The following is a 24,163-nucleotide window of genomic DNA, read 5'->3' on the forward strand; positions in this document are numbered from 1 at the left end:
AATAATTATAAAAAAAGGCAGAATTAAAAATTCTGCCTTTTTTTATAATTTGATTGAATAAGTTCTTCTTCGTTTCGTTATCCTACTGTTAAAATGCTTCCATAAGTTATGTATTGCATGATTTTCTTCTAACTCTGGTGTTCTAACACAAGTTTCAATTCCTTTAGCTTGGCATACTTTATAATATTCATCAAAAATAATAGCTGTAACACCTTTACTTTGATACTCTTGCGTAATTCCTATTAAATAAAAAACAACTTCTTTAGAGTGTTTTTTTGCTTTAAGTAAATGATAAAATCCAAATGGGAATAATTTTCCATTGGCTTTCTTTAAAGCATTACTAAATCCGGGCATTACAATGGCAAAAGCAACCATTTTATCATCCTTGTCGACTATAAATTTTATGAATTCAGGATTAATGAAGCTAATGTATTTCTTTTTGAAATATTCTTTTTGAATGTCATTAATGGCAACAAAAGACTGAAGCTTGGCATAAGTTTCATTAAACAAATCAAACATTTTATCCACATATGGCATAATGTCTTTAGTTTTTGTGAAATTTAAACACCTTAATTCGTATCTTTTTTTAATTAATACACTTGCTTTTTGAAAAGGTTCTGGATTTATACCATGAAAGGAAAAATCACTTTCTATGTATTCTTTTTCTTTGGTTAAACCCAATTTTTCAAAATGATCTTTGTAATAAGGTAAACTATACCAAGTAACCATATTTCCCATTTGATCAAAACCTTCTACTAAAACACCAACCTTATCTAAATTTGAAAAACCAATAGGTCCTTCAGCCATTTCTAAATTGTGTTTATTTCCTAATTCATATACTTTTTCCAAGAGAGCCTTAGTAACTTCAATGTCGTCAATAACATCAAACCATCCAAAACGAACTTTACTCTTTTTTAGAATATTTACTTCATCCCAATTGATTATGGCAGCTAATTTACCTACAATTTTATTATCTTTATAAGCCAAATAAAAGTAAGCTTCTGCAGTTTGAAAAGCTGGATTTTTATCTCTATCAAAAGTTTCTAATTCTTCTGCTATTATTGGTGGAATCCAATAAGGATTGTCTTTATATAATTCGAAAGAAAACATTACGTAATCTTTCATTTCCTTTTTAGTTTTGGCTTCTTTTATTTCAATCATTATAGTTTGTTGAAATTATTCTTCGTCTTTTGACTTTTTTAATTTCTTTTCTTTATTCTTATTTAATTTAGGTTCTTTCTTTTTAGCACTTTTATTGGCTTTGTCTTTTTTTCTGTCTTCTGGAGATTTTATTCTAACTTCTTGATAATTACCATCGAAACGCCAAGAAACTCCAACGCCACCATACATTATTGAAGGTGTATTTTTAATGTTTTTTGAAAATGAAGCATCAACTTGCCAATTAGGAGAAAAAAGATACGCTCCACCACCTCTAAAAATAATATCACTATATAAATCACCTTTATAACCTTGATTTTCAATAAAAACTGACCATTGTTGATTTATACCATGAGTTAATGTCGCAATGTACTCTAAAGATTTAAAATCAGAAGTGAATTTATTATAAATTACATTTCCTACTAAAACCCACCGTGTACCAAAAGTATTTTGTGTAATTAAGGCTACTTTAGGACTAACTTTTGGTTCAATTAGTTTTGAATTGTAGTTAAAAGGATTGTCAGAAAAATTAAGGTTTACACCAGCAAAAACACCAACAGCTGGAATTAATTGTCTCCATTTAAACCCTTGATTGGCTTTCCAACTTTTAATATTTATTTTTTGTTCGTAATATTTATTTGGATCATAAACCAAATATTTTGCACCAATAACTGTTGTTCTTAATGCACTTCTTTTGTATTCTTCTAATGGACTTGTATAGGTGTCATTTTGATATTGAATTTCTACTACAGCTTCCATTTCTTCTTTGATTACACCCCAACGTAAAGCGAAATCTACTCCAAAACCATTTGCGTCATAATCTATTAAATCGTGATTTTCATTAATTGCAAAAAAACCAGATTCTAATTGAATAACAGATTTTCCAACAGAGAAGGCCATCATCGATTTTCCAGGTCGGTTGGAGTTTATTACGTCGGTATATTGAGCTGAGACTATTTCAGTAGTGAGTAAAGCAGTTAGAAGGAGTAATTTAAGAATGTTTTTCATAATTGGCTTAAATAAGTTTTTCAAAAGTAGTTATTTTATCATAAATTTAAGAAACAATTTATGGGTTTTTACTACTTATAGTCGTATTTTTGAATTTTAAAATTAAATTACAATGATAGAAGCATCATTTGCAGGTTTATTAAAAACGTTAGCTTACATAGTTTTATTTTACTACTTGTTTAAATTCTTATTGCGAATTTTTGCACCAATACTTATGCAAAAAGCAATGAGTAAAGTCCAACAAAAAATGGAAGACCAAATGAGTCAACATCAAAATAAACAACAATCAACTACTCAAAACACATTTCAGTCAAAGGTTAACCCTAAAGAAAAGAAGAAAGTAGGAGAGTATATTGATTACGAAGAAGTAGATTAATAACATTTAAACAATAACAGAAAGGATATTTTAACAATATCCTTTTTTTATTTACTTTAGCATCATTAAAATTTTAATTAGTAGCATGAAAAATTTGCAAAAATATTCTTCTCATTTATTGGCAGTTCTTGGGTTTGTAATTGTAGCCGTAATTTATTTTTATCCTGTTTTAAAAGGAGAACAAATTTACCAACACGACATTGCAGAATACACTGGAATGGCAAAAGAACAAAACGATTTTAGAAAAGAAACAAATGCAGAACCATATTGGACAAATAGCGCTTTTGGAGGAATGCCAACGTATCAATTAGGAGCAAAATATCCTAATGATTTTATAGGTCATTTTGATGATGTTTTGCGTTTTTTACCAAGACCAGCTGATTATTTATTTTTATACTTTTTAGGATTTTATATACTATTACTTGTTTTAAAAGTTGATCCCTTAAAAGCCTTTTTTGGAGCTTTAGCATTTGGTTTTTCAACCTATATGATAATTATTATTGGTGCTGGACACAATGCAAAAGCTCATGCTATTGCTTATATGCCTATGGTTTTGGCTGGAGTTTTATTGGTTTTTAGACGAAAATATATTGTTGGTGGATTACTAACTATGATTGCTGCTGCTTTAGAAATTCAAGCGAACCACTTTCAAATGACTTATTATTTATTGATTTTGCTTTTAGTAGTTTCTATTTATTATTTTGTTCAGTTTATCAAAGAAAAAGATTTTAAAGGTCTAGCCAAAGTTGTTGGAGTGTTTGCCATTGCTGGAATTTTTGCAGTTGGTTCAAACGCAACAAGTTTATTAGCAACATCAGAATATGCCAAATTTTCAACAAGAAGTGATAGTGAATTAACTTATGAAGCTGATGGATCTAAAAAAGAAAACTCAAACGCAATGAGTTATGAATACATTACAGATTATAGCTATGGAATTGCAGAAAGTTTAAACTTAATTGCTCCTAGGCTTTTTGGTGGTGCGAGTTATGAAGATTTAGGTAAAGATTCAGAAATGTTTCAATATGTCATTTCGCAAGGTGCAAGTGAAGCAGAAGCTACAATGATTACTAAACAATTGAGAACTTATTGGGGTGATCAACCAGGAGTTTCTGGACCAGCTTACATTGGAATTATAGTTTTCTTTTTGGCCGTTTTAGCTTTTTTTGTGGAGAAACGAAAAGTAAAATATACTTTATTGGCAGGAATTATACTTTCATTATTCCTTTCTTGGGGAAAAAATTTCTCATTATTAACAGACTTTTTTATTGATTACGTTCCTTTATATAATAAGTTTAGAGCAGTTTCTTCTATTCAAGTTTTATTGGAATTATGTATGCCTGTTTTGGCAATTTTAGGATTGTATTCCTTCTATAAATCGGATGATTCTCAAAAATGGAATGCCTTATGGAAATCTGGAGCAATTGTTGGTGGAATTCTAGTTTCGTTATTACTTTTCAAAGGAATGTTTAACTTCTCTGGACCAGCTGATGGTTATTATGCAGAAGCTTATGGTTATGAATTTATGAGTGTGCTAAAAGAAGATAGAGCAGCAATGTATTCTTCTGATGTGTTCCGTTCTTTTGGGTTTTTAATTATTGTATTTGCTGTAATGTACGCATCAATCAAGAATAAGATTTCTCAGAAAAATGCTATTATTGTAGTAGGATTAGTTATGGTTTTTGATTTATTTTTAGTGGATAAAAAGTATGTAAATGATGAAAACTTCAAGTCAAAAAGAGAAATTGATATACCTTATCAAATGACTGAAGCCGATAAAAATATCTTACAAGACACAACACATTTCAGGGTTTTTGAAGTGGCAGGAAATATGAGTAGTGCTAGAAGTTCATATTTTCACAAATCGCTTGGTGGTTATAGTGCTGTAAAGCCGAAGAGAATGCAAGAATTGTTTGATTACCAAATTGCAAATAATAATCTTCAGGTGTATAATATGTTGAATACTAAATATATTATAAAAGCTGACGAAAAAGGTGAAGATGTAGCTTTATTAAATCCAGATGCTAATGGAAATGCTTGGTTTATTGAAAAATTAAAAGTGGTAAAAACTTCTGATGAAGAAATGAAAGCATTGGATAGTTTACGAACTAAAGATGAAGCGGTGATTCTTTCAAGTGAAACAGAAAAATATAATAAAGGTTTTGTTACAAATCCATATGCGAAAATTCAGAATTTTGATTTTAAAAGTGATTCTTTAGCTAAAATTGATTTAATCGAATACAAACCAAATCATTTGAAATACAAATCAACTAATTCAAATAAAGGATTTGCGGTATTTTCCGAAATGTATTATGAACAGGGTTGGAAAGCGACAATTGATGGAAAAGAAGCTCCGATTTATAGAGTAAATTATGCTTTAAGAGGATTAGAAGTTCCTGCAGGAAATCATACTATTGAATTCAAATTTGAACCACAAGTTGTAAAAACAGGAAGTACGATTGTGTTGTTTAGTTCCATTGGAATGTTGTTGTTATTGATTGGTGGGATTTATTTTGAGACAAAAGAAGAAAGAGCAAAGAAAAAAGAATAAAGATTTTTTCATATAATACCTTTTAATCAAATAACCTTTTAAACTTCTAACCAATAACTTGAAACCTGAAACAAATAAAACCTTAATTATTACTTATTATTGGCCTCCAGCCGGTGGACCAGGTGTACAGCGTTGGTTAAAATTTGTAAAATATTTACCTGATTTCGGAGTTGATCCCATAGTTTATATTCCAGAAAATCCAACTTATCCTTTGTGGGATGAGAATTTGGTTCAAGAAGTTTCTGATAAAGTAACAATTATCAGACAACCCATTTTAGAACCTTATGGTTTTGCTTCTTTTTTGTCGAAAAATAAAACTAAGAAAATAAGTTCTGGAATAATTCCCAATAAGAAAAAACAATCTTTTGTTGAAAGAATGTTACTTTGGATAAGAGGAAATATGTTCATTCCTGATGCACGAATTTTTTGGGTGAAACCATCCATAAAATTTCTTCATAACTTTATTCAAGAAAACAATATTGAAACCATAATTACAACTGGTCCACCACATAGCGTTCATTTAATTGGATTAGGTTTGAAAAAGCAAAATAACATAAAATGGATAGCTGATTTTCGTGATCCATGGACAACTATTGGATATCATAAAGCTTTGAAATTATCAAAAAAATCAGCTCAAAAACATAAAGATTTAGAGAAAGAAGTCATGAATAGTTGTGATAAACTAATTGTAACATCACCAACTACAAAATCTGAATTTGAAAAAATCACCTCAAATCCCATCGAAGTCATAACAAACGGTTATGATGTTGAGAATATTTCCAAAAAACCAATGGATTCTATATTTACTTTGGCACATATTGGTTCATTTTTATCAGAAAGAAATCCTAGAATTTTATGGAAATCTTTATCCGAATTATGTAAAGAAAATAAAGACTTTGCCAACGATTTTCAACTGAAATTAATTGGAGCTGTAAGTAAAGAAGTTTTGGAAACCATCAAGGAATTTCGATTAGAAGGTTATGTAAATCATTTAGGTTATGTTTCACATAATGAAGCTTTACAAGAACAAAAAAGTTCGCAGGTTTTATTATTAATTGAAATTGATTCAGAAGATACAAATTGCATAATTCCAGGGAAACTGTTTGAATACATGGTTTCCGAAAGACCAATTTTAGCTATTGGACCAGAACATGCAGATTTCAAAAACATCATCAAAGAAACCAATACAGGAACTTTCTTTACATACGAAGAAAAAGAAGCTTTAAAATCGCAAATAGAAACGTATTATAATCAATTTAAACAAAATACGTTACAAGTTAATGCTGTTGGTTTGCAGAAATACAGCAGAAAAAAGCTAACCGAACATTTAGCTCAACTCATAACTCATAAGTCTTAAAATGGGAATCGTTTTAAAACAGTCTTTTAACAATACGATTATCACTTACATTGGTTTTGCCATTGGAGCGATTAATACGTTGTATATGTATGTTCAGTTTTTGGGTGATACTTATTATGGTTTGGTGGGTTATGTCTTGTCAGCAGCAAATATTATGATGCCTTTGATGGCTTTTGGAGTGCATAATACGTTGGTAAAGTACTTTAACGAATATAAAACAGAAGAAGAGAAATCTACTTTTTTGACCTTTGTTTTGTTACTTCCTTTGTTGCTGATTGTTCCTTTTTCATTGATAGGGTATTTTGGCTATCATCAAATTGCGACTTTATTATCAGAAGAGAATCCTATTGTTTATGATTATGTATGGCAAATTCCTGTAATCGGACTTTGTATGGGATATTTTGAAATTTTCTATGCTTGGGTAAAAGTACATATGCAATCGGTTTTAGGAAATTTTATTAAAGAAGTTTTCTTGCGAATTCTGGTTAGTATAAGTCTTTTTGCAGTTTATTTTAATTGGATAACACCAGTTGAATTTGTCTATTCTTTAATGGGAATTTATTTTTTAGCTATGGTTTTGATGAAAATTTATGCTTATAAAGTTAGATTTCCGTCTTTGAAATTTAGACTTCCAACGAATGCAAAAGCGATTATTACTTATAGTTTATTCATTATTTTGACAGGTGGAATTGCCAATTTGTTTTTAGAAATTGACAAATTCATGTTGAACAACTATGTTAAAATTGAAAACATTGCTTATTATTCAGTTGCGATTTTTATTGCTACGGTAATTGCTGTTCCAAGTCGTGCCATGCATCAAATTACGTATCCAATTACAGCCAAATTGATGAGTGAAAATAAACATGATGAATTGAATGACTTATACAAAAAGACATCCGTTACATTACAAATTGTTGGTGGTTTGATATTTTTGGGGATTTTGGTAAACATCAATCAATTGTATTTATTGTTACCAATTGAATATTCAGAGGGGATTTTTGTGGTGTTCACAATAGGTTTATCTAAATATTTTGATTTAATATTAGGAAACAATAATGCCATTATTTTCAATTCAAAATATTATAAAACCGTTTTGTTTTTAGGAGTTTTGTTGGTGATTTTAACCGTTGTATTAAATATGATTTTCATTCCATTATATGGATTAAACGGAACTGCTTTTGCAACTATGATTTCGATTACTTTGTATAGTATAGCAAAATTATTATTTGTTGTTAAGAGAATGAATTTATTTCCATTTACACAAAATACAATTATTTCATTTGGGATATTAATTGGTTGTTTTTTATTGTTTTATTTTTGGGAATTTCCGTTTCATCCTATAATTAATATCGTAATGAAATCTATATTAGTTTCCATAGTTTATTTGACTTTGAGTTATAAATTGAAATTGTCAAATGATATTAATGAAGTTATAGATAAAGTTTTAAGTCGTTTTAGATTTTAAAAACTCTAATAATTTTTCTGGGTTTTGACGATTATCCCAAATCTAAGTTATGTATATTTTAGATTCAATAAAAGTATAAATAATACTATAATTTCCTAATGAAATTGCTCTGTAATTTGCTATTGAAGTAATTTTTCCAATTTCAGGATTTTTGATTAAAATTGAAATTCGTTCTATTATTTTTTGATTTAATTTTTTTGAATATGAATATGATTTATTTCTTGTATTCCAATAATTAAAAATGTAATTTCTCTGATTTACAGCTGTTTTAGTCCAAAGAATTTTTATTTTAGCCATTCAAAATCAGATTTATCTAAATCTTCTTGAGATATAACATCACCATTTTTAATATCTAATTCACTCATTCTTATCATTTCAATTTGTGCTGAGGATAAGTTTACCATTTCCTTTTCATTTGAAGAAATAAATATAGTTTCAATTGCTTTTAAAAATTTTTCATTTGAATTGGCTAATATTCTATCAATCAAATTGTTTTTGGTTATTTCTAAATTGCTCATGGTTATAAATGTTTAAACAAATTTAAGCAAATGTTTCAAAATAAAAAAATCCTGTTTCATCTTTTCAGAATCCACAGGATTTTCAACAAACTAAACTAACTAATCAAAAACTATCTTTTTCTTTCTTTTTCGTCTCTTTTAATTTCTATTATGTCTGAATCATCCATTTTTACTTTGCTACCATCTTTTCTGTAGTAGTAGAAATCTTCATCAGAATCATCATTATTGTAGTTTCCGTTTCCATAACCGTTTCCGTTGAAGTTATATCCATTTCCATAGCTTGAACTGTTTACAAATCCAACTACATCAACGATTTGACCTCTTCGGTTGTAGAAAATTTTCATTCCACCAACTTGTTTCAAAGCGAAGCTATTGTATTTCATATATACAGAACCAACTCTTTTCACTCTTCCATAAGCATCATAGTTGATAAAAACATTTCCAACTCTTCTTACTCTTCCAAAGTTATCGTGTTCAACACGTACTCCACGAGCAGGACCATAATAGGTATTTGAAACAGTTACAGATCTAACACCAGGTGCTCCATAAGTTCTGTTCATATTTTCAGTACGATATCTTATGCCTGAAGTTGTTGGTTGTGTATTAAAATCAAATTGACCATCTAAAAAGATGAAGAATTCAATTCCTCTCTCTTTAAATACAATTGGGTCAGCATCTCTATAATCTGTAATAAAGCGATAACCTTCATCATTTGCACCGAACACATTTTTTTCTGATGCAATAGTTACATTACTGATGAGTAATAAACTTGCTACTAAAAGTGTAATTTTTTTCATGACTTCTATAATTTAAGGTTAAACAATGCAACAATTTTTAAATCTATTGTTGTTTAATTACCTAAATCCAATAGCTGTGCCAGAATAAGTTAAGCAGTTGTCAATGAGTTGTTAATGAGTTTTAAGTAGTTGTAAATTAGAATTTTAAATTTGTTTTAGATAGTTTTTTAGTTTCAGATTGTTTCAGAATTACATTTTAGAAATCTTATCAGGGTTTTGTGAAGTATGAAAAACAGCATTTATTAAAACATTTTTATTAGATTCATCTAAGATATAAAATGCAATAAAAGGAAATTTTTTAAAAGGAAGAAAACGATAATTACGGTCATGAATTTGATAAAAAGGATTTTTTTCTAATGCTTTATATACATTTTGAAAGTCTTTTAAAAAATCATGTGCTACTTTTTTATTTACTTCTTTAATATAATAATCAATTGCATCATCAATATTTTTTATTGCAATTGGTGAAAGAGAAACCTTAAAGTTCATGCTTATCTTTCAAATTAGAATATACTTTGCTTGCTTCTGTATATTCTTTCATATTAAGACCAACTTGTTCGTTAAGAATATTTTGTTGTTCGTCTGTTAATAAATAGGTTTTAGTTTCTTTAGAATTTTCCAATAACGCATCAACATAACCCATAACACGCTCAATAACACTTTGAGGTGCATTTTTTAATTTTTTGGTTAAAGTGGCTAAAGAAACGGTTTCCATACTAAAAAGTTTATTTATCAAAATTAAGAAAAAAATCAAAATAAAATCAATAAATGGAAACAAATTATACCTGAAACCATTTGAAACAAAGCCTAAAGTTTCTCCTTCAAATATTTCCCAGTAACTGAATTTTTGTTCTTTACAACTTCTTCTGGAGTTCCAAAAGCCATTAGTTTTCCTCCAAATTCTCCACCTTCTGGACCAATATCAATGATGTAATCAGCGCATTTGATTAAGTCCAAATTGTGCTCGATAACTATAATAGAATGGCCTTTTTCTAATAAAGCTTCGAAAGAGGCTAATAATTTTTTAATATCATGAAAATGTAAACCTGTAGTTGGTTCATCAAAAACGAATAAAGCTTTGTCTTTGATTGTTCCTTTAACTAAGAAAGAAGCTAATTTAATACGTTGGGCTTCACCACCAGAAAGAGTTGATGAAGATTGGCCTAGTTGTACATAACCTAAACCAACATCTTGTAAAGGTTGTAACTTTTGTACGATTTTCTTTTGTTCAAATTTTGTAAAGAAAGCTAAAGCATCATCAATTGTCATGGTTAATATGTCATCGATGTTCTTCTCTTCAAATTTGACTTCTAAAATTTCTTTTTTAAATCGTTTTCCATTGCAAGTTTCACAAATTAAATTCACATCAGCCATGAATTGCATTTCTATAGTTACAGAACCATCACCTTTACAAGTTTCACATCGTCCACCATCAACATTGAAAGAGAAGTGTTTGGCTTGGTAATTACGTAATTTAGAAACGGGTTGTTTCGAATACAAATCACGAATATCATCATAAGCTTTGATGTAAGTCACAGGATTAGAACGCGAACTTCTTCCAATTGGATTTTGATCTACATATTCAATATGTTTGATATGCGAATAACTTCCAGCTAATTCAGTAAATTGTCCTGCTTTTTCACTGATTCCTTCTAAACTCTTTTTTATGGCTGGAAATAAAATCTTTTTGACCAAAGTACTTTTTCCACTTCCTGAAACTCCAGTAACAACTGTTAGACATTCTAAAGGAAAGGTAAAGTTTTGGTTTTGAAGATTATTTTCACGAGCTCCAATTACGTCAACGTGATTTTTGAATTTTCTACGTTTTTTTGGAAGTTCAATTTGTGCTGAACCATTTAGATATTTGGCTGTTAACGAATCTGCTTTTAGAATTTCTTCATAAGTACCTTGTGCCACTAAATAACCACCATTGGTTCCTGCTTCTGGACCAATATCAATAATCATATCAGCCGCTTTCATAATGTCTTCGTCGTGTTCCACTACAATGACTGTATTTCCTAAATCACGAAGATTTTTCAACACTTCAATCAATTGTTCTGTGTCTTTTGGATGTAATCCAATACTTGGTTCATCTAAAATGTACATTGAACCTACCAAACTACTTCCTAAAGATGTAGCCAAATTAATTCTTTGCGATTCACCTCCAGATAAACTTGCTGAATTTCTGTTCAAAGTCAAATAACTTAATCCAACTTTATGTAAAAATTCTAATCGACTATTGATTTCGATTAATAAACGTTTGGCTACAATTGCATCGTATTCGTTTAAAGTCAATTCCTTGAAAAAAGTAATCAATTTCAAAATTGGTAAATCCACCAAATCTGAAATGTTTTTACCAGCAATTTTAACATAAGTTGCTTCTACTCGAAGACGTTTTCCTTTACACGTATGACATTTGGTTTTTCCACGATAACGTGAAAGCATCACACGATTTTGGATTTTATAGTTTTTTTCTTCTAATTCGGTAAAGAAATCATTTAAACCTGTGAAGTATTTATTTCCTTCCCAAATTAGGTTTTTGTGTTCTTCTGATAGTTCGAAATAAGGTTTGTGAATAGGGAAATCAAATTTGTGTGAATTGTTGACCAATTGATCACGATACCAACTCATGCTTTCTCCTCTCCAAGGAAAAATGGCATTTTCATAAACTGATAAAGCTGTATTAGGCACTACCAAATCATCGTCAATTCCGATTACATTTCCATAACCTTCACAAGTAGGACAAGCTCCATAAGGATTATTAAAACTGAATAAATGGATATTTGGTTCCAAGAAAGTCATTCCGTCAAGGTCGAAATTATTGCTAAATCCAACTCTTTTATTCGAATTAACTTCTTGTAAATAGCAAGTACCTTTTCCTTCAAAAAAAGCAGTTTGAATGGCATCAGCCAAGCGATTCATGAATTCTTCATCATTTTGTTTGACGACGATTCTATCAATAATCAATAAGACTTCTTTTTTAGCGAAATTCATTCCTTCAATTGCATCCAAACGAATCATTTCGTTATCGACTAATATTCGGGCAAAACCTTGTTGTAATAGTACTTTAAGTTTATCTTCTAAAGCTCTTCCATCTTCTAAATGAATAGGAGCAATTAGAAGCCATTTGCTATCTTGTTCTAATTCTTGTATATATTTAACAACATCTGCTAAAGAATCTTTTTTAACTTCATTTCCAGAAATAGGAGAGAAGGTTTTGCCAATTCGAGCAAATAGTAGTTTTAGGTAATCGTATATTTCTGTTGAAGTTCCTACTGTGGAACGTGCATTTGTGGTATTTACTTTTTGTTCAATGGCAATCGCTGGAGCAATTCCTTTAATGTAATCTACTTTTGGTTTATCTAAACGACCTAAAAATTGTCGTGCATAAGAAGATAAGCTCTCAACATATCTTCTTTGTCCTTCAGCATAAAGTGTATCAAAAGCTAAACTCGATTTTCCTGAACCGGATAAACCAGTTATAACCACTAATTTATTTCTAGGAATCGCTACATCAATGTTTTTCAGATTGTGTAATTGTGCTCCTTTTATTAAAATGTTTTTTTTTGGTTCTAATTTTGAAAAATCGGTTTTAATCATAGCTTTTTGAAAAGAAATGCAAATTTACATAAATTAAACCTTTGAGCATAAATATTTAGAGAAGTATAATCATAAAGTTTCTTAAAAAAAATGAATAATTAAAAATGTATTATTTGAAAAAATAAATTTAAAACAAGATAGAATTGGCTTTTTTTAATGTTCTTAACTATTTTATTATGTAGTTAATTCAAAATCTACCTATACATTACCTATACGAAACTGTTATAATTCTTGTTATAAAGTTTTTACAAGTAAAAATTATAGGATGTGTAACATTTTGTTTTTCTTTTGTTTATTGACTTTTTTTATTGTTTTTTGGGTTTTAAATTTTGTATAGTTTCTATAACACCTATTATGGATATGGTAATTATTTATGTAATATATTTGGAATAATAAAATTTTTAACTCAAAAATATATATATTATGAAAAAAATTACTTTGATTTTGAGCTTGCTATTGAGTTTCGGATATGCATATGCTCAGCCAACAACAAATGCACCAACACCTACAAATGCTGCTGCGGATGTTAAATCTGTTTTTAGTGATACTTACACTAATATAGCAACGAACTACAATCCTAATTGGGGTCAATCAGGAGGAGTTAATACTACATTTGATCCAACAGGTACAGGAACTAATTTTGTTATGGCATACACTGGTTTTAATTACCAAGGTACTGAATTAACACAACAGAGTTTAACTAATATGGAGTTTTTACACGTTGATGTATGGACAAATGCTAATCCAGCAAATAGTATTTTACAAGTTAGTCCAATTAACAATGGAACAGGTGCAGGAGAAGTTTTAACGACAATCAACTATACGTCTGGTACATGGACAAGTGTTGATATCCCTAAGAGCGCTTTTACTGGAATGACATGGGATTCTGTATTTCAATTGAAATTTGCTGCAAATGGACCAGGAAGTACTGTGCCAATAACTATTTATTTAGATAATATTTATTTTTGGAAAACTCCTGTTGCACCGGGTTCAGATGCAAATTTGAGTGATTTAAAAGTTAATGGAGCAACAGTTCCTGGGTTTTCACCAAATACAATTACTTATAATGTTGGAGTCGTAAACGGTTCTCCAATTCCTCAAATTACATCTGCTGTTACAAGTGATGCTAATGCAACAAGTGTTATAAACCAAGCTACAGCAGTTCCTGGTACAGCATCAGTTGTTGTAACTTCTCAAAATACAAGTGTTGTTAAAACTTACACAGTTAATTATGTAATACAAGGTCCAACAGGCCCTGCACCAACACCACCTGCAAGACCATTAGCTGATGTAAAATCATTATTTAGTAATGCATATTCAAATGTAACTGTAGATACATGGTCAGCACCATGGGATGATTCAAGTGTTGAAGATATTCAAGTTGGAGGTGATGATGTTAAGAAAATAACCTTTACAAATTTCTTAGGTGTAGATTTTTCTACTAATTCTTTTGATGCAACTGCTTTTACACATTTTCATATGGACTATTGGACAGATGCGTCTAATTTAACAGGCAAAGTACTTAATCCGAAATGGTCTAACCATACTAATGGTGTTGAAAGTAGTGCGTTTTTATATACTGGTATAGTTACCACTTCAGGTGCTTGGGTATCAGTAGATATACCTTTAACAGCATTTGATAATGCACCACAGACTAGAAATAATTTAGCTCAATTTATATTATCATCAAATTTAGGAGTTGTATATGTAGATAATATTTATTTGCACAAAAACACTGTACTTAGTAATGCTTCTTTTGAAAATAATACTTTCAATGTTTACCCTAATCCATCAAACAATGATTGGAATGTAAATTCTAAAGAAATTATTAATTCAATTAGACTATTTGATATATCAGGAAAACAAATTTTGGGTTTAAATCCAAATACTTCTTCAGCTACAATTAATGGAAATGATTTAGCAAATGGAATATATTTTGCTAATATTGAAAGTGCAAATGGTACTCAAGTAATCAAGTTAATTAAAAACTAATTTTTTTAAATATTAAAAAAAAGACTGTCTGCAAGGACAGTCTTTTTTTGTTTTCAATATCTTCATAACGATCATAATATTTTTGAGATTAAAAAAAACAGTTGTTAAAAATGTAATATTATTAATTATCATTTTTATTTATCAATATTTATTAATTATCTTTAGTTTTATTTAACATACCAATGCAAATTAATAAATCCAACGCTTACTGTTCATTTCTATTATTTTTTTATATTTTTTTTGGTTTTAGCCAAGAATTACCACCTATTGTCAAATACACACAAAGTAGTTATCAAGCAGGAATACAAAATTGGATGATTTCTCAAGACGAGAATCATTTTATGTTTTTTGCAAATAATGAAGGATTACTTGAATATAATGGTTCGACTTGGACCTTATATCCTTCACCAAACGAAACTATTATTCGTTCTGTAAAATGTATAGATGATAGAATTTATACAGGTTCATACATGGAATTTGGTTATTGGATAAGACAAAAAAATGGTCAATTAGAATATACTTCTCTAAGTAAAAATATAAATAGTAAACTTGTAGATGACGAGCAGTTTTGGGGGATTTTAAATTATGATAACTGGGTTTTGTTTCAATCTTTGCAAAAAATTTATGCTTACAACACTAAAACAAATAGTTTTTCTATAATTGATCCAAAATCTGCAATTAGTAAAGCATTCAAAATTAGTAATGGAATCTTTTTTCAAACCTCAAATGGCTTATTTGAAATTGAAAAAGGAAAAAGTAAACTCTTTTTGAACGATGCAATAGTAAAAGAAAATAAAATAATTAATCTAATTGACTCCAACGAAGGATTGTTTTTAATCACCCAAAAACAAGGTATTTATTCTTATTTGAATGGTGAATTAAAAAAATATACAACAAATGTTGATGATGAATTGAAGCAAAGTAGTATTTACAATTCTGAAGTTTTACATGATGGTAGCATTACTTTGGGAACAATTTCTAATGGAATATTCATCTTAAATAGTGAAGGTCAATTAAAATATAAAATCACTCAAAACAATGGGTTGAGTAATAATACTGTTTTATCCTTGTTTGAAGATTTAGATAGGAATTTGTGGATTGGTTTAGATAATGGTATCAATTGCATTAACCTTCAATCTCCTATAAAAAGCTATACGGATAATACTGGATTAATTGGAACTGTTTATACATCAGCTATATATAATGAAAAACTCTACATAGGAACGAATCAAGGTTTGTTTTATAAAGCAATTAACTCTAATTCAGGATTTACTTTTATTCAAGGTACTAAAGGTCAAGTGTGGTCTTTATTTGTTCACAACAATACTCTTTTTTGTGGGCACGATTCAGGAACTTTCATAATTAAAAATGATACTGCCTCACTGGTTTACAATGAGACTGGAACATGGAAATTTGAACCATTACCTAATAACAGAAATATAATTCTTCAAGGGAACTATTTAGGGATTTCAATATTGGAATTTGTAAATGATAAATGGGTTTTTAAAAATAAAATAAAAGGATTTGATTATTCCTCTAGATATTTCGAAATTTTAAACAATGAAATCTATGTAAGTCATGAATATAAAGGAATTTATAGATTTCAGGTTAATAAAGAATTAACTTCTGCTTCAAATTTATACGAATACAAAAAACCACTTAAAGGCAAAAATGCAAGTTTGATCAAATACAATTCTCAAATTTACTATGCATCACGACAAGGAGTCTTCAAATTGAATAAAAAAACAAAACAGTTTGAGAAAGATACCCTTTTGAGTAGTGTTTTTGAAAAAGATGAATATGTAACAGGGAAAATGGTTGTAGATAAATCAAATAATCTATGGTTTTTTACCAAAAATTACATTCATTATTTTTCTTCAAGTAAAATGACTCAAGATTTAAAGAAAAATAGTTTGCCAATTCCAGCTTCGTTAACTAATTCGATGCCAGGTTATGAAAATATTAACCAAATTAGTGATGAAACTTTTTTAATTGGAACAACAGATGGATATTATGTTCTTAAAAACAAAGAAGTAAAATTTACCAATTATAAAGTTTCCATAACTGGAGTTTCTAGTAACGTTTTGAATAAAAAAGCAGTTACTTCTTCCATTGCTGATGAAGGAATTTTTAACTATAACGATAACAATTTGGTATTTAATTTTACAGTTCCAGAATATGATAAATACATAAATGCAGAATATCAATATAAATTGGAAGGTATTCAAAATGAATGGAGTGAATGGAGTTCCAAAACAAGTGCTGTTTTCAAGAACTTATCTTCAGGAGATTACGTTTTCAGTGTTCGTGCAAAAGTTACCAACTCTATTACAAAAAATATTGCTACCTATTCTTTTACAATTAAAAAAGCATGGTATTTAAATAATTTTGCCATGATTTTTTATGTGATATTGTTCTTAATAATGGCATATTACATTAATAAGTTTTATAATAATTTTCACGAAAAGAAACACGAAAAAATTATAGCAGAAAATAACCTTTTATTAGAGTTAAAAGAATTAGAAAGTTCGCAAGAGATAATGAAAATCAAAAATGAGCAATTGAGTCAAGCTGTTGATGAAAAAAACAAAGAACTAGCTGTTTCAACGATGAATCTAATCAAGAAAACAGAACTTTTAAATATAATCAAGGAAGACTTAAAGAGTTCTACTGAAGATAATTCAAATAGAAGTATAAAATCTATAATTTCAACCATTACAAGAAACGTAAAAGAAGAAGATACTTGGAATGTTTTTAAAGAAGCTTTTGATAACGCTGACAAAGATTTTATTAAGAAAGTTAAAGAATTACATCCTAGTTTAACTCCAAACGATTTGAGACTTTGTGCTTATTTAAGATTGAATTTATCCTCTAAAGAAATAGCTCCATTAATCAATATTTCGGTTAGAAGTGTAGAGATTAAACGATATCGTTTGCGTAAAAAAATGGATTTACCCCATGAGCAAGGCTTAGTTGAATATATCTTATCAATTTAACCTATACATTTTTTACCTTTTCACCTATACATTAGTACAACATAGCTGTATTTAAAACCTTTGTTTCTTATCTAATTGATAAATTAGAAGTGTCATAAAATATTGTTAATAGAGGACTTTTAATGAATTTATGACAAAAAAAATCGTAATTAATTACAATGTATGTTTTTTGTTGCGTCTAATTTTAACTTTTTTACAATTATTAGATTAATTTTAAAATTCAATTTTTGAGCTATTTAAGAAAAGCTTTGTAGAATGATAAATGTTTAAAAAAACAAAATATCATAAAAAACAATTTTCTTAAATCTGAACAATAATTACATTAAAATCTAAACACAAGTATATCAAATGAGAAAAATTATTTTTTTACTAATTATTGGATGTTTTTCATCTACCATTTATGCACAAGCTGATAAGGTTATGGTTGAAAGTAATTCTGAGGGCATGAAATTAGTTGTCAATGGCAAAGATTTTCTTATCAATGGAATGAATTGGGATTACGTTCCAATTGGAACTAATTACTCCTATAGTTTATGGAATCAATCCGATGAAGTTATTAAAGCTGCATTAGATGATGAAATGAGTCTTTTGAAAAATATGGGTGTAAATACAATTCGTCAATACACAGGAATTCAACCAAAATGGATTACATACATCTACGAAAAATATGGAATTTACACAATGTTAAATCATTCATTTGGTAGATATGGTTTAACAATAAATGGTGTTTGGACTCCTAATACCAATTATTCCAATTCAGCAACAAAAGAATTACTTCTTAAAGAAGCTAAAGAAATGGTTGACGAATATAAAAATACACCAGGATTACTATTGTTTCTATTAGGAAACGAAAATAATTATGGATTGTTTTGGGATGGAGCAGAAACTGAAGATATTCCTTTAGAAGATAGAAAATCTACTATCAGAGCAAAAGATATGTATGCACTGTTTAATGAAGCAGTAGTAGAAATGAAAAAAATAGATAAAAATCACCCAATGGCAATTTGTAATGGTGATTTACTGTTTTTAGATATTATTGCCGAAGAATGTAAAGATATTGACATATTAGGAACTAACATGTATAGAGGTGTTTCTTTTGGAAATGCTTTTGATGAAGTAAAAAACAAATTAAATAAACCAATCTTATTTACAGAATTTGGAGCAGATGCTTTTAATGCCATTGATAATGCTGAAGATCAAAAATCACAAGCTTATTACATGGTAAATAATTGGAAAGAAATATATGAAAATGCAGCTGGTTTAGGAAAAGCTAATAATTCATTAGGTGGATTTACTTTCCAGTTTAGTGATGGTTGGTGGAAATACGGACAAACAACTAACTTAGATGTTCATGATAATAATGCTTCATGGTCAAATGGTGGTTACCAATCAGATTATATAGTTGGTGAGAACAACATGAATGAAGAATGGTTTGGAATCTGTGCTAAAGGTCCAACAAATGCTAGAGGATTATATACTTTATATCCACGTGCAGCTTATTATGCTTTGAAAGACGCGCATAATATTAATCCATATGAGAAAGGAACTTCTTTAGAAAGTATTGATAGATATTTTAGTAATATTCAACTAATGGATGCTGTTTTAAGAGCAAGAGGCGATAAAGCTGCTCTGGGTGGAAATGACTCAAATATTCTAAAAATCAGTAACTTAAGAGCAGAATTCACAACTTTTAGTACTGGAGGAAGTTTAATTACAACTCCTGAAAATGAAGATCCAAACAACACAACCTATCCTAATAAACTAGGTTTTGATCACATGCAATCTTATTATGTTGGTGTAGAAGGAAATCCAGCACCAAACATGAAAGCAAATGTGAATGTTAATATTTTAGGAAATGTTGCTCAAAATCCAATAAACGAAATATTTTATGAAAATAGAGGTAGACCAATTACAGTAAATACAGATAATGGAAATGTAACCCTTAATGATGTAAATAGAGTTCAAATTTATAATGCTTCATATACATGGAATGCTAAAGATTTTGAAATTAGAGGTTTTTACAGAACAGGTCATTACCATTGGGGTTATGAAGGAGATTTCTTTGGCTTATATCCAGAGGCAAATTATGGACCTAACTTGGATATTTACAACGGAGAAACTTTAGGTTTTGAAGTAGATGGAAAAAGAAGCTTAAAAGGATTAAAAGCGGCTTTTGGACCACAACTTTGGTGGGGAGCAAATCCAGCATATTTATTAAAATACAATAGAAAAATAGGGGTTTTTGATGCAGCAGCTGTATATCATGAGGATATTTCAAAAGCTTCAGCAGCATTGACTTCCATTGCAATTCCTTTACCAAAAACGAGGAGAGCAACTGTTTATTTTAAAACTAAGGTATCAGACTTCGGATTTGAATTTGGTGGTATTTGGGGAGGACAACCATTAAATGGAAGAGAATTTCAAGTAGTAGATAATGGAGTAGTAAAAGTTGATAAAATCAATACAAAAGACAATTGGGGTGGAAAAGCTAAAATAACTTTTTCAAGTGGTGCATTTAATGTTTATACTCAAGGAGCAATAATGGGACTTGTTGCCAATGGAGGTGCTGATAACACTCAAACTTTTACAGGTTGGAGATTGAAAGATAGTGGAAGTGGAAATCAAACCAACTTTTTAGCAGGTTTTACTTATGGAATTGGTAATTTCCAAATAGCTCCAAATTTCTTATGGCAAAAACCTATAGTTGAAGCCATGCCAAATGATGTTGAAGCTCCAGGAAGATTAAGAAATATTCAAGATGATCCTTTTGTGGTTCGAGCAAATAGAGAAACAGTTGGTGGAGAATTACTTTTTACATATGATCCAACTCCAGGAACTTGGTTTTACGAATGGGATAATGATAGAGCTGAAGACGCAAAATTTGCATTTAGTAATGATTTTGTTTTCCGTCATTTGCCAACAACACAAGATGCGGCTATTGGTTTCTTAAGCAATCGTAGTTCTTTTGCTTTTGAAAATTCTGCACCAGCTCATGATTTATGGGAAAATAATACTCGTGTAGTTTCGAAAATTAGTCCAGAATTAGGATTAATAGCTAACTTTTATTTTGGAAATGCACAAGCAAACGGTAGTGATACTAGATTAATTGAAAGATTTGGTGGTGATATTAGAGTAGTGTATAAAAAAGTTAAAGTAGTTTCTTCATTAAAAATTAATGATTGGGGACCATTTGATTACCACAGAGATTTTAACTTAACATACCCAGTACAATCTTCATTAGATATTTCAACTTCAGTTGGAAAACCAGATTGGTTTATTTTACCTGATACAAAAATTGGAATCATGGGGATTTGGCGTTCTTTAGACCAATATTCTCCTAGATATGCTCCAAATTTTGTTCCACCAAATACTTTTCCTGCCGTTCCAGCAATTAGTCCAGTAGGATTTGGAAACGGTTCAGAATGGGAAATAAGAACATATGTTCACATTAATATTGGAAAATAATTTTAAAAAAATTGAAAAAATGAAAAATAGAAAGTTTAATTATTTAAAAAATACACTTCTTTTGGGATTGGTTTTGATAATCAGTATTAATTGTGAAAGAGATTTGTCTGATGATGCAAGAGTTGCAACTTTTTCAAAAACTGCTGAAATCTTTACAGATGATTTTGTAGCAATGGGAAGCGACTTTTATTTTCCTTACGGAGATTCAAAATTTACTGCTTTTTCTGTTGATAGAGAAGTTGGATATAACAGTTCAGCTTCGGTAAGAATTGATGTTCCAAATGCTAATGATTCAGAAGGTGCATATGCAGGAGGAATTTTCAGAATTGATGGAGCTGGTAGAGATTTATCAGGTTATGATGCTCTTACTTTTTGGGCTAAATCATCTCAAGGTGTAACTGTGGGAGAAATAGGTTTTGGAGAAGATTTTATACTTAATAAATACATTGCAACAATTACCAATGTAAGTGTTGGAACAAATTGGACAAAATATGTTATACCAATTCCAGATGCTTCTAAATTAGTACAAGAACGAGGTATGTTTAGATATGCAGCTGGTACTCAAGGAACAAATGGTTTAGGATATACTCTATGGATAGACGAAATTAAATTTGAGAAATTAGGAACTATCGCACAACCTATGCCAGCCATAGCCAATGGGACTAATTTAACAGTTGATTCTTTTATTGGAGTTTCAATACCAATTACAGGATTAAGAGAAACTTTTAATTTAGGTTCTGGAGCCAACCAAATTGTTGTTCCAGCAATAGGATATTTTATTTTTAAATCTTCAAATTCAAGTGTAGCAACTGTAAATGCAAATGGTCAAATTAATGTTGTAGGCTCAGGAAATGCTATCATAACTGGTAATATAGGAGGAACTCTAAATCCTGCAACTAATGAATTTGAAGGTGGTGTAAACTCTGTAGATTCTATAACAATTAATTCTCTAGGTAATTTTACATTAGCACCAACACCAACTAGAAATCCAAATAACGTAATTTCAATTTTTAGTGATGCTTACACAAATGTACCTGTAGATTTTTTTAATGGTTATTGGCAACCTTTTCAAACGACTCAATCTGCTGATTTTGTTATTAACGGAGATAATATTTTAAATTATACTAATTTTAATTTTGTTGGGAATCAATTTTCTAATCCAACTGTAGATGCAACTCAAAAATCAAATCTGCATCTTAATATGTATATTCCAGGACAAGTACCATCTAATCTTGATTTCTTAATTACAATTAAAGACTTTGGTCCTGACCAAGCTGATGGAGGTGGAGATGATACATTCCAACAAGTCTTTTTTAATGCCTCTAACTTTACTGCTAATACATGGAGTACACTAGAGATTCCAATTACTTTAGCAACTAGAAATAATATTGGACTTATCATTTATGAAAATGTGAACGGATCACCTTTAACTAACTTTTATTTGGATAATATTTATTTTTATGAAGTGCCAACTGTTCCTGTTGTTCCTACAATGGCAGCACCTACACCAACTGTTCCAGCTGCAAACGTAATATCTGTTTTTAGTGATGCATATACAAATGTTGGAGCAGATTATAATCCAAATTGGGGTCAAGCTACAGCTGTTGCTCAAGTTCCAATTGCTGGAAATAATACTTTAAGATACACGAACTTAAACTATCAAGGTTTGCAATTGAATACTAGTCAAAATGTTTCAGGAATGACACATTTGCATATTGATTATTACACAACTAATTCATCTCTTTTAAATGCATATTTAATTAGTACTGGACCTGTTGAAACACCAAAAAATTTAGCAGTTCCAACAAACGGTGCTTGGGTAAGTTTAGAAATTCCATTATCTGAATTTTCACCTGTCAATCTTTCTGATATAATTCAGTTTAAATTTGATGGAAACGGAACTATTTATTTGGATAATATATATTTTCATAACTAATAAGCTAATTATTAACTCATAAAATTTAAAGAATGATTTTAAAAAATAAATTAAATAGTAAGTACTTTTTAGTAGCCAGTATTCTTATACTTGTTAGCTGTTCCACAGATGAAAAACAAACTGTTGTAACCAAAACACAGTTAGTTATGCAAGATGAATTCGATGTTGATGGTGCACCTAACTCTGATTTATGGAGTTATGATATTGGTACAGGAAGCAACGGTTGGGGTAATAATGAGTTACAATATTATACTGATAGACCTGAAAATATTGTAGTCGAAAATGGAATGTTAAAAATAACAGCTCGTCAAGAATCGTTTATGGGTTCAGGATATACTTCAGCAAGAATTTTAACTAAAGGAAAATTTGAACAAAAATTTGGTAGAATTGAAGCTCGAATTAAACTTCCAACAGGAAAAGGAATTTGGCCAGCGTTCTGGATGTTAGGTTCAGATATAGATATTAATTCATGGCCTCAATGTGGAGAAATTGATATTATGGAATATTTAGGAAATAGCCCTACTAAAGTATTAGGGACTTTACATGGTCCTGGTTACTCTGGAGCTGAATCAATTTCTAAATCCTATTCATTAACGAATGACAGGTTTGATAATGACTTCCATATTTTTGGGATAGAATGGGATAACAACTACATTAATTTTTATGTAGACGATGTTTTATACAATCAGTTGAAACCAGAAGATGTTCCTGGAGATTGGGTTTTTAATAATTCTTTCTTTATGATTTTAAACATGGCAGTGGGTGGAAACTTACCTGGATCTCCAAATCAAGATACTGTTTTTCCTCAAGAAATGTTAGTAGATTACGTGAGAATATATCAATAAAAAACTTTAAAATACATATTTAATTAATACAAAAAAATTGTGAAATCAGGATTTATGTAAAAACCTGATATAGGATTTCTTTGTCTAAAATTAAACAATATT

The 24,163-nt window shown here is 29.6% G+C and carries 17 protein-coding genes; 9 read left to right on the forward strand and 8 right to left on the reverse strand.

Translation table 11 applies throughout. The annotated features are described in order from the left end of the window. Positions 1-42: 42 nt before the first annotated feature. A complete protein-coding gene (locus tag AABJ49_RS00160) occupies positions 43-1,161 on the reverse strand; it encodes a GTP cyclohydrolase (RefSeq protein ID WP_338374933.1) in 1,119 nt (372 codons plus the stop codon). Between the two features lie 15 nt (positions 1,162-1,176). Further along, positions 1,177-2,190: a transporter gene (locus AABJ49_RS00165; RefSeq protein WP_338374935.1), complete on the reverse strand. Its 1,014-nt coding sequence runs from the start codon at positions 2,188-2,190 to the stop codon at positions 1,177-1,179. 88 nt (positions 2,191-2,278) lie between these two features. Here AABJ49_RS00165 and AABJ49_RS00170 point away from each other — a divergent pair, with 88 nt between their 5' ends. The 4 genes from AABJ49_RS00170 (at position 2,279) to AABJ49_RS00185 (ending at position 7,912) form a co-directional block, all read left to right on the forward strand. Continuing rightward, entirely contained in the window at positions 2,279-2,542 is a 264-nt protein-coding gene (locus AABJ49_RS00170) for a DUF4834 domain-containing protein (RefSeq protein ID WP_338374937.1), read from the forward strand. An 85-nt stretch (positions 2,543-2,627) separates the two neighbouring features. Beyond that, positions 2,628-5,090 (forward strand): YfhO family protein, encoded by a 2,463-nt coding sequence (locus tag AABJ49_RS00175; RefSeq protein WP_338374939.1) that lies wholly within the window; start codon positions 2,628-2,630, stop codon positions 5,088-5,090. Positions 5,091-5,148: 58 nt separating this feature from the next. Continuing rightward, positions 5,149-6,447 (forward strand): glycosyltransferase family 4 protein, encoded by a 1,299-nt coding sequence (locus AABJ49_RS00180; RefSeq protein ID WP_338374941.1) that lies wholly within the window; start codon positions 5,149-5,151, stop codon positions 6,445-6,447. 1 nt (position 6,448) lies between these two features. Beyond that, on the forward strand, positions 6,449-7,912 hold the full coding sequence (locus AABJ49_RS00185; protein WP_338374942.1) for an oligosaccharide flippase family protein: 1,464 nt from the start codon (positions 6,449-6,451) through the stop codon (positions 7,910-7,912). Positions 7,913-7,954: 42 nt separating this feature from the next. Here AABJ49_RS00185 and AABJ49_RS00190 read toward each other — a convergent pair whose 3' ends face one another. From AABJ49_RS00190 to uvrA, 6 genes are all read right to left on the reverse strand, one after another. Then, positions 7,955-8,209, reverse strand: a complete 255-nt coding sequence (locus AABJ49_RS00190; protein WP_338374944.1) for a type II toxin-antitoxin system RelE/ParE family toxin — start codon at positions 8,207-8,209, stop codon at positions 7,955-7,957. Next, on the reverse strand, positions 8,197-8,430 hold the full coding sequence (locus tag AABJ49_RS00195) for a hypothetical protein (RefSeq protein WP_338374947.1): 234 nt from the start codon (positions 8,428-8,430) through the stop codon (positions 8,197-8,199). Before AABJ49_RS00195 ends, AABJ49_RS00190 begins: the two co-directional genes overlap by 13 nt. Positions 8,431-8,540: 110 nt before the next feature. Next, positions 8,541-9,227: a hypothetical protein gene (locus AABJ49_RS00200; protein ID WP_338374948.1), complete on the reverse strand. Its 687-nt coding sequence runs from the start codon at positions 9,225-9,227 to the stop codon at positions 8,541-8,543. A 189-nt stretch (positions 9,228-9,416) separates the two neighbouring features. Continuing rightward, on the reverse strand, positions 9,417-9,716 hold the full coding sequence (locus AABJ49_RS00205) for a type II toxin-antitoxin system RelE/ParE family toxin (RefSeq protein ID WP_338374949.1): 300 nt from the start codon (positions 9,714-9,716) through the stop codon (positions 9,417-9,419). Further along, entirely contained in the window at positions 9,706-9,942 is a 237-nt protein-coding gene (locus AABJ49_RS00210) for a hypothetical protein (protein ID WP_338374950.1), read from the reverse strand. Before AABJ49_RS00210 ends, AABJ49_RS00205 begins: the two co-directional genes overlap by 11 nt. A gap of 92 nt (positions 9,943-10,034) precedes the next feature. Continuing rightward, a complete protein-coding gene (gene uvrA, locus AABJ49_RS00215; protein ID WP_338374953.1) occupies positions 10,035-12,827 on the reverse strand; it encodes an excinuclease ABC subunit UvrA in 2,793 nt (930 codons plus the stop codon). A gap of 423 nt (positions 12,828-13,250) precedes the next feature. Between uvrA and AABJ49_RS00220 the strand changes: the two genes are divergently transcribed. The 5 genes from AABJ49_RS00220 (at position 13,251) to AABJ49_RS00240 (ending at position 24,061) form a co-directional block, all read left to right on the forward strand. Then, positions 13,251-14,819 carry a T9SS type A sorting domain-containing protein gene (locus AABJ49_RS00220; protein WP_338374955.1) on the forward strand — a complete coding sequence of 523 codons (1,569 nt, stop codon included), beginning with the start codon at positions 13,251-13,253 and terminating at the stop codon, positions 14,817-14,819. 182 nt (positions 14,820-15,001) lie between these two features. After that, positions 15,002-17,815 carry a triple tyrosine motif-containing protein gene (locus AABJ49_RS00225; protein ID WP_338374956.1) on the forward strand — a complete coding sequence of 938 codons (2,814 nt, stop codon included), beginning with the start codon at positions 15,002-15,004 and terminating at the stop codon, positions 17,813-17,815. Between the two features lie 348 nt (positions 17,816-18,163). Next, positions 18,164-21,280: a glycoside hydrolase family 2 TIM barrel-domain containing protein gene (locus AABJ49_RS00230; RefSeq protein WP_338374958.1), complete on the forward strand. Its 3,117-nt coding sequence runs from the start codon at positions 18,164-18,166 to the stop codon at positions 21,278-21,280. A gap of 19 nt (positions 21,281-21,299) precedes the next feature. Then, complete coding sequence (locus AABJ49_RS00235; protein WP_338374961.1) at positions 21,300-23,216, forward strand: glycosyl hydrolase family 16; 1,917 nt, start codon at positions 21,300-21,302, stop codon at positions 23,214-23,216. A gap of 32 nt (positions 23,217-23,248) precedes the next feature. Beyond that, a complete protein-coding gene (locus AABJ49_RS00240; protein ID WP_338374963.1) occupies positions 23,249-24,061 on the forward strand; it encodes a glycoside hydrolase family 16 protein in 813 nt (270 codons plus the stop codon). Positions 24,062-24,163: the final 102 nt, after the last annotated feature.

Origin of the sequence: uncultured Flavobacterium sp., from assembly GCF_963922255.1 — a bacterium.
Classification (GTDB): domain Bacteria; phylum Bacteroidota; class Bacteroidia; order Flavobacteriales; family Flavobacteriaceae; genus Flavobacterium.

What these genes read in the sequence shown, in the direction of transcription:
- AABJ49_RS00160 (WP_338374933.1), bottom strand. Translation starts at nt 1,161, where the DNA reads ATGATTGAAATAAAAGAAGCCAAAACTAAAAAGGAAATGAAAGATTAC.
- AABJ49_RS00170 (WP_338374937.1), top strand. Translation starts at nt 2,279, where the DNA reads ATGATAGAAGCATCATTTGCAGGTTTATTAAAAACGTTAGCTTACATA.
- AABJ49_RS00175 (WP_338374939.1), top strand. Translation starts at nt 2,628, where the DNA reads ATGAAAAATTTGCAAAAATATTCTTCTCATTTATTGGCAGTTCTTGGG.
- AABJ49_RS00185 (WP_338374942.1), top strand. Translation starts at nt 6,449, where the DNA reads ATGGGAATCGTTTTAAAACAGTCTTTTAACAATACGATTATCACTTAC.
- AABJ49_RS00190 (WP_338374944.1), bottom strand. Translation starts at nt 8,209, where the DNA reads ATGGCTAAAATAAAAATTCTTTGGACTAAAACAGCTGTAAATCAGAGA.
- AABJ49_RS00195 (WP_338374947.1), bottom strand. Translation starts at nt 8,430, where the DNA reads ATGAGCAATTTAGAAATAACCAAAAACAATTTGATTGATAGAATATTA.
- AABJ49_RS00200 (WP_338374948.1), bottom strand. Translation starts at nt 9,227, where the DNA reads ATGAAAAAAATTACACTTTTAGTAGCAAGTTTATTACTCATCAGTAAT.
- AABJ49_RS00205 (WP_338374949.1), bottom strand. Translation starts at nt 9,716, where the DNA reads ATGAACTTTAAGGTTTCTCTTTCACCAATTGCAATAAAAAATATTGAT.
- AABJ49_RS00210 (WP_338374950.1), bottom strand. Translation starts at nt 9,942, where the DNA reads ATGGAAACCGTTTCTTTAGCCACTTTAACCAAAAAATTAAAAAATGCA.
- uvrA (WP_338374953.1), bottom strand. Translation starts at nt 12,827, where the DNA reads ATGATTAAAACCGATTTTTCAAAATTAGAACCAAAAAAAAACATTTTA.
- AABJ49_RS00220 (WP_338374955.1), top strand. Translation starts at nt 13,251, where the DNA reads ATGAAAAAAATTACTTTGATTTTGAGCTTGCTATTGAGTTTCGGATAT.
- AABJ49_RS00225 (WP_338374956.1), top strand. Translation starts at nt 15,002, where the DNA reads ATGCAAATTAATAAATCCAACGCTTACTGTTCATTTCTATTATTTTTT.
- AABJ49_RS00230 (WP_338374958.1), top strand. Translation starts at nt 18,164, where the DNA reads ATGAGAAAAATTATTTTTTTACTAATTATTGGATGTTTTTCATCTACC.
- AABJ49_RS00235 (WP_338374961.1), top strand. Translation starts at nt 21,300, where the DNA reads ATGAAAAATAGAAAGTTTAATTATTTAAAAAATACACTTCTTTTGGGA.
- AABJ49_RS00240 (WP_338374963.1), top strand. Translation starts at nt 23,249, where the DNA reads ATGATTTTAAAAAATAAATTAAATAGTAAGTACTTTTTAGTAGCCAGT.